Source organism: Paraburkholderia bannensis (assembly GCF_014200455.1).
Lineage (GTDB): Bacteria > Pseudomonadota > Gammaproteobacteria > Burkholderiales > Burkholderiaceae > Paraburkholderia > Paraburkholderia bannensis_A.
Map to the genome: position 1 here is coordinate 45,120 of NZ_JACHBW010000032.1, position 6,688 is coordinate 51,807.

Below are 6,688 nucleotides of genomic sequence, written 5' to 3' on the forward strand. Positions count from 1 at the left end.
GAGTTCGGCTATTTTTTAGCTGCGTTGCCGCAGAGGATCAGCGGGAAAGGGAAAGATGCGCGGCCGCGTGCACCGCAATGGGGCGCGCGCTACGGGCGTCCTGGTTGGCGGTGCGGGCGGCGCACAGGTCCTCGCTCAGGCGCAGTTCGCCAGCGCAAGCCAGCTCACGCAGACGCCAGCGCACGACCGGCTCGCCGACCGTGAAGCCCGCGCCGCCGCGCACGAGCGCTGCCCCCAGCGTGTCGCAGGCGAGCCACGGCGCATGGCTATCGCTGGGCGGCGAGGCTTGCCCGAGGATGTCGAGGATCTGGGCGTCCAGATCGGCCCAGGTGCCGCTCGTGAAGGTGTTGTCGCGCCAGCGGCGCGTCTCGCCATTGGCAAATTTCGCTTCCTGCCATTCGAGCGCGAGGCGCGTGATGCGCAGCACGGAAATCGGTGCGGCGTCCGGCAGACGGGCCTGCAAGCGCACGGCAGCTGCGTCCTGAGTGCCGGCCAGATCGGCGGGTGTCAGGCGCACTTCGTTCAGGCGCTGCGGCACATTGCGCAGGCGGTAGCAGGCGCGCCGCAGCGTGAGCTGGTCGGCGGCGTCGTGCGTGTGCCAGATCACCACGCTGGCGTTGTTGGCTTCCAGCGCCATCAGCGCCGCGCAGTCGCCTTGCGCCAGCGTCTGGGCCAGCGCTTGGCCCGACTCACGGTCGTCGGCGGCACCGCATTCGCCATCCACGCGCTGCCAGAACGCCGCGCGTAGCGCCGTACCGGGGTTGGCCGCCTCGTCGATATCGCGCAGGGGCCCGACCGTGAGGTCGTCGGCCAGCGCAATCACGCGTGCGGCTGTCTGGACGCTTGCGGGGCATGCGGCCTCGTGGGCCTGCAGAGCCTGACGCAGCGCGGACGCAGCCGGCTCGCCGCGGATGAGGTGGATCGTGGTCATCGACAACTCGTTGCGTTCACCATGAACGCCTGGAAGAGCAGAATCAGTGCCAGATGCGAGCGGAGCGCGCATAAGACAAAAGGGACCGCCCGCACCGATGCAGCGCTGCGCTGCACCACTCGCGGGCGGCCCCTAGTGTAAGCGGATCGCTGGAGCGCCGAAAGCGTGCTGTTGCTCTAAGGTCTATTCGTGACATCGCGTGGCGTGCTGCGCGACACGTTCAGACCCGCATGCTCAAGGCATCGCGCCCAACGGCGCACGACAAATTATCGTTCGTCGAAACTCACCACCACGCGCTCGCTGACCGGGTGGCACTGACAGGTCAGCACGAAGCCGTCCCGCACTTCCTGCTCTTCGAGCGTGTAGTTCTTGTCCATCTTCACTTCGCCTTCCAGCACCTTCGCGCGGCAGGTGCAGCACACGCCGCCCTTGCACGCATACGGCAGCGCCAGACCCGCCTTCAGGCCGACATCGAGCAGGCTCACGCCTTCGTAGGGCAGGCGCAGCTTGCGCTTCTTGCCATCGATGACGATTTCCAGATCTGCGGCCGGCGTGCTTTCGGTGATCTCGACGACAGGCACGCCCGCCTGCGGCAGCGGCGAGCCAAAGCGCTCGACATGCACGTTCTTCGCCGGCACGCCGGCCTCCTTGAGCGCGGCTTCGGCGGCGTCCATCATCGGGCCGGGGCCGCAGATGAAGGCTTCGTCGATTTCCTCGGCCGGCAGCAGCGATTCGATGAAGGCCGCGCACTTTTGCTGATCGAGCACGCCGTTGAACAGCTCGACGTCCTGCAGATCGTCGGAAAGCACGTGATAGAGGCGGAAGCGGTCCATGAAGCGGTTCTTCAGGTCTTCCAGCTCCTCGGCGAACATGATCGAGTCCACGCTGCGGTTGCCGTAGACCAGCGTGAAGGCGCTGCGCGGCTCCGTCTCCAGCGTGGTCTTGATGATCGCCAGCACCGGCGTGATGCCCGAGCCGCCCGAGAACGCCACGTAATGCTTGCCGTGCTCGGCGTTCAGGTGCGTGAAGAAGCGCCCGTCGGGCGTCATCACGTCGATTTCGTGGCCCGGCGCGAGCTGGTCGAAGGCGAAGTTCGAAAAACGCCCGCCGCGTACCCGCTTGATGCCGACGCGCAGTTCGCCGTCGCGGTCGTAATCGGTCACGCCGACGCAGATCGAATACGAGCGGCGCGTCTCTTCGCCGTCGATGTGGGCCTTGAGCGTGACGAACTGCCCCTGCGTGAAGCGATACGCCTCGCGCAGCTCGGGCGGGACTTCGAAAGCGACGGAGACCGCGTCCGCGGTTTCGGGCCGCACTTCGCGGATGCGCAGCGAATGGAATTGCGGAGTGGCCATATCAGTACGGTTTGAAGTAATCGAAGGGTTCGCGGCAGTCGAGGCAGCGGTACAGCGCCTTGCACGCGGTCGAGCCGAATTGCGCGAGGCGCTCGGTGTGCTTCGAGCCGCAGCGCGGGCAGACGGGCGCGGGCAGCGGGTCGGGGCGGCGCATGAAGGTGATCGGCTTTTCGGCCGATGCGCCGTGCGCCGCGCCGCCGCAGTTGCCGGTGGGCGGTGCGATGCCGTAGGCGCGCAGCTTTTCGCGTGCTTCGTCGGTGATCCAGTCGGTGGTCCAGGCGGGCGAGAGCGTGGTGGCGATGCGGTAGGGCGCGATCTGCGCGGCGTCGAGCGCATGTGCGACGTCCTCGGCGATCTGCGACATCGCCGGGCAGCCCGAATAGGTGGGCGTGATGACCACTTCGAGCTGGCCGTCGTCGGCGCGGCGCACGTCGCGCAGAATGCCCAGTTCGCGGATCGACACCACCGGAATCTCCGGATCGGGCACCGATTCGAGCGCGGCCCAGGCGCGTTCGAGCGTTTGATCGGCCGGGGTTTGCATCGTCGCTTGCATCGTCATGTCCTCATGAAACCCGCGCGGCTTACCAGCGAGCGTCCGGATGCTGGCGCGCGAGACTCTGCATCTCGGCGAGCACGAAGCCCATATGTTCCGAATGCTCGCCGTGCTTGCCGCTCGTGACGTGCTTGACCGGCGCGGGCGCCGCGAGCGTGGCTTCTTCGAGCGCGGCTTCCACGTCGGCGCGCCAGGCTGCTTCGAGCTGCGCGGTGAGCGGCGCGATGCCGGCTTCGGCCACGGCGCTTTCCACCGCATCCGTGCTGAAGAATTCGCGCGTGTACGGCATCAGCCAGTCGAGCGCGGCCTGGGCGCGGCGATGCGATTCGTCCGTGCCGTCGCCGAAGCGGATCAGCCATTCGCGGGCGTGGTGCACGTGATAGCGCGTTTCCTTGATCGAACGCTCGGCGATGGCGGCCAGCTGCGGATCGGCGGAACGCAGCAGCGCGGTCCACAGATGCGCCATCAGCGAGGCGTAGAGAAAGTTGCGCACGATCGTCACGGCGTAATCGTTGGCCGAATGCGTCGTGCCGGCGAGCGGGCCGAAGTGCGGCAGCTCGACCAGCGTGAAATTAGCGAACTCGCGCTCCGCGCGGAAGTAGGCGTAGTCGTCCTCGGTGCGCTCGCGGCCGGTGAGCGCCTTTTCGAGCGTGGCCGCGTGCGTATAGAGCAGGCGCGCCTGGCCGATCAGGTCGAGACTCATATTGGCGAGCGCGATGTCCTCTTCGAGGATCGGGCCGTGCCCGCACCATTCCGTGTTGCGCTGACCAAGTATCAGCGCCGTGTCGGCGAGGCGCAGCACGTACGCGAGGTGTTCTTGCGTGGGCGTCGTCATGTTGGCGCTCTTACATGTGGTTGACTTCGTCGGGCAGCGTGTAGAACGTCGGATGGCGATAGATCTTGTCGCCGGCCGGTTCGAACAGCTCGGCCTTGTCGTTCGGATCCGAAGCCGTGATCGCCGACGACGGCACCACCCAGATGCTCACGCCTTCCTGGCGGCGCGTGTAGACGTCGCGCGCCATGCGCAGCGCCATCGAGGCGTCGGCGGCGTGCAGGCTGCCGCAGTGCTTGTGGTCGAGGCCCTGCTTGCTGCGCACGAACACTTCCCAGATCGGCCATTCCTTGTTCATCTCTGTCTCCTTTAGCTTCAGGCGGCGTGCTTTTCGGCGCGCTGACGTTGTTTTTCGGCATGAGCGAGGGCGGCTTCGCGCACCCATGCGCCTTCGTTGTGCGCTTTCACGCGCGTGCCGAGGCGTTCGCGGTTGCACGGGCCGTCGCCGTTGACGACGCGCCAGAATTCTTCCCAGTCGATCGTGCCGTAGTCGTAGTGGCCGCGCGCCTCGTTCCATTTGAGATCGGCGTCGGGCAGCGTGACGCCGAGTACCTTGGCCTGCTCGACGGTGGCATCGACGAACTTCTGGCGCAGATCGTCATTCGAGATGCGCTTGATGCCCCATTTGGCCGACTGGTTGCTGTGCACGGAATCGGCGTCGCTCGGGCCGAACATCATCAGCACCGGCCACCACCAGCGGTTCACGGCCTGCTGCACGAGTTCCTTTTGCGCGTCGGTGCCTTGCATCATCGCGAGCAGGGCGTCGAAACCCTGGCGCTGATGGAACGACTCCTCCTTGCAGATGCGGATCATGGCGCGCGCGTATGGGCCATAGGTGCAGCGGCACAGCGGGATCTGGTTCATGATCGCCGCGCCATCGACCAGCCAGCCGATCACGCCGACGTCCGCCCAGGTAGGCGTCGGGTAATTGAAGATGCTCGAATACTTGGCCTTGCCCGCGTGCAGCGCGTCAACCAGCTGGTCGCGCGAGACGCCCAGCGTTTCCGCCGCGCTATAGAGATAGAGACCGTGTCCGGCTTCGTCCTGCACCTTGGCGAGCAGGATGGCCTTGCGTTTGAGGCTGGGCGCGCGGCTGATCCAGTTGCCCTCGGGCAGCATGCCCACGATTTCCGAGTGCGCGTGCTGCGAGATCTGGCGCACCAGCGTCTTGCGGTAGGCGTCGGGCATCCAGTCCTGCGGCTCGATCTTGCCGTCGGCGGCCATGATTGCGTCGAAGTTGGCCTGCTCCGGCGAGGCCGCCGCCGCGTCCAGCGGAGCGACATTGCCGGGGATGTCGAGGGATTGCGTGTACATGGGAACGCTCTCGTCGGAGTTTGGTGTGGAAGGAGTATAAACCAACCGACCGGTCGGTAAATGAATATTTTGAGCTTGCGCAAAAGGGTAGTTAAGCGAGAGCGCAACTTGCCGGACTCGTTGCTTGTGTTCTGGTGGATGGGTGCGGTGAACTGGAGAAATTTTGTGGATGCGGTGGTCGTGGTCGGCGGCGCTTTCACGTGTCGGGAGGATGGAAGGCTGCGATTGCGGCCATGGGGCACAATGGGTGTTTTGCCTGACTAACCGGGATAGATGCGCGCGATACGCGCGCAACCGACTGCATGAAGATTTCCTTTGCTACCACCGCGGCTGGCGCCGCTTTGCTCGTTGCCATCGGCGCAGCGACGCCGGCTTTTGCTCAACAGGCCGCCGCGCAAGCGGCCAGCGCCCATTGGGTGACGAGCTGGGCGACGGCGCTCCAGTCCATTCCCGAGCGAGACGCCTTGCCGGCGCTCTACCGCGCGCCCGACGTAGCGGGCCGAACGGTCCGGCAGATCGTTTATCCGACGCTTGGCGGCGAAGTCGCGCGGGTGCACATCAGCAATCTTTATGGGCGTGCGCCGCTTGTGATCGGGGCGATGGCGATTGCGCCTTCGGCTGGCGGATCGGCGGTGAGTCAGGCCGAGAGCGTGCGGGTGACGTTTGGCGGCAAGGCATCGGTGTCGCTGCCGCCGGGCGCGGAGCTCGAAAGCGATCCGGTGCGCATCGGCCTGAAGCAGGGCGCGCCCTATGCGATCAGCAGTTATATGGGGAGCGAGCAAAAAATGGTCGCCTGGCATCGCGTGTCGAGCCAGGTGAACTATGTCTCGCGGCCGGGCGATCATGTTGCCGATCCGTCGATCGGCGCGTTTCCGGTGCGCTTTACGCAGTACGCGTGGGTGACCGCGCTTGCAGTCGAGGCGCCCGGCGCGCAGACGATTGCGGCAATCGGCGACTCCATTACCGACGGCATGCGCTCGTCGCTCAATGAGAATCGGCGCTGGCCCGATGCGCTGGCGAAGCGTCTCGCCCGCGAACAGACGAATCTGGCCGTGATCGACCTCGGGATCAGCGGCAATCGGCTGCTGAGCGATTCGCCGTGCTATGGCGAGGCCCTTGAGCGTCGCTTCCAGCGTGACGCGTTGGGGCATGCGGGCGTGCGAACGGCAGTGCTGCTGATCGGCATCAACGACATCAACTTCCAGGCGATGCCGCCGCGCGCGGGGCTCGATTGCGACTTCCCGCACACGCAGGTGGGTGCCGACGATCTGATTGGCGGATATCGGCGAGTGATTGCCGCAGCGCATGCGCGCGGGGTACGCCTGCTTGGCGCGACGATCACGCCGGCCGATCTGCCGCCTGAGCGTGAGGCGATTCGCGCGAAAGTGAATCAGTGGATCCGCACAAGTGGGCAATTCGACGGCGTGGTGGACTTCGACGCGGCGCTGCGCGATCCCGCGAACCCGCTGCGCCTGCGTCGCGAATTCGACAGCGGCGACCACATTCACCCGAGCGACGCGGGTTACGGTGCGATGGCGAACGCCGTGCCGCTATCGGCGATCGCGGGGAAGTAAGAAATACTTGCGCTACCCCCTTGCGGCCCGCAGCGGGTAGCGCTAAGATTCGCCCCCTTCGCTGTTCAGCCTTACCGGCAGCGAAGCCTGCCGCGAGAAACGGCGGGTCGCTCCGGCGGCATCTTTTCC

Annotated in this window: 7 protein-coding genes; 1 reads left to right on the forward strand and 6 read right to left on the reverse strand. The window is 66.0% G+C overall.

Going from position 1 to position 6,688, the window contains the following annotated elements; translation table 11 throughout:
* Positions 1-37 precede the first annotated feature (37 nt).
* The 6 genes from F4827_RS32750 to paaA form a co-directional block, all read right to left on the reverse strand.
* The gene (locus F4827_RS32750) at positions 38-931 is read right to left on the reverse strand and encodes a DUF1835 domain-containing protein (protein WP_183732712.1); all 894 of its coding nucleotides are present in this window, start codon (positions 929-931) and stop codon (positions 38-40) included.
* A gap of 266 nt (positions 932-1,197) precedes the next feature.
* Positions 1,198-2,286, reverse strand: a complete 1,089-nt coding sequence (paaE, locus tag F4827_RS32755) for a 1,2-phenylacetyl-CoA epoxidase subunit PaaE (protein WP_183732714.1) — start codon at positions 2,284-2,286, stop codon at positions 1,198-1,200.
* A 1-nt stretch (position 2,287) separates the two neighbouring features.
* Entirely contained in the window at positions 2,288-2,839 is a 552-nt protein-coding gene (gene paaD, locus F4827_RS32760) for a 1,2-phenylacetyl-CoA epoxidase subunit PaaD (protein ID WP_221303905.1), read from the reverse strand.
* Positions 2,840-2,867: 28 nt separating this feature from the next.
* Entirely contained in the window at positions 2,868-3,674 is an 807-nt protein-coding gene (gene paaC, locus F4827_RS32765) for a 1,2-phenylacetyl-CoA epoxidase subunit PaaC (RefSeq protein ID WP_183732715.1), read from the reverse strand.
* Positions 3,675-3,684: 10 nt separating this feature from the next.
* Positions 3,685-3,969 carry a 1,2-phenylacetyl-CoA epoxidase subunit PaaB gene (gene paaB / locus F4827_RS32770; RefSeq protein WP_091017636.1) on the reverse strand — a complete coding sequence of 95 codons (285 nt, stop codon included), beginning with the start codon at positions 3,967-3,969 and terminating at the stop codon, positions 3,685-3,687.
* A gap of 17 nt (positions 3,970-3,986) precedes the next feature.
* On the reverse strand, positions 3,987-4,985 hold the full coding sequence (gene paaA, locus F4827_RS32775) for a 1,2-phenylacetyl-CoA epoxidase subunit PaaA (RefSeq protein WP_183732718.1): 999 nt from the start codon (positions 4,983-4,985) through the stop codon (positions 3,987-3,989).
* A 302-nt stretch (positions 4,986-5,287) separates the two neighbouring features.
* Between paaA and F4827_RS32780 the strand changes: the two genes are divergently transcribed.
* Positions 5,288-6,559 carry an SGNH/GDSL hydrolase family protein gene (locus tag F4827_RS32780; RefSeq protein WP_183732721.1) on the forward strand — a complete coding sequence of 424 codons (1,272 nt, stop codon included), beginning with the start codon at positions 5,288-5,290 and terminating at the stop codon, positions 6,557-6,559.
* The last annotated feature ends 129 nt before the right edge of the window (positions 6,560-6,688 follow it).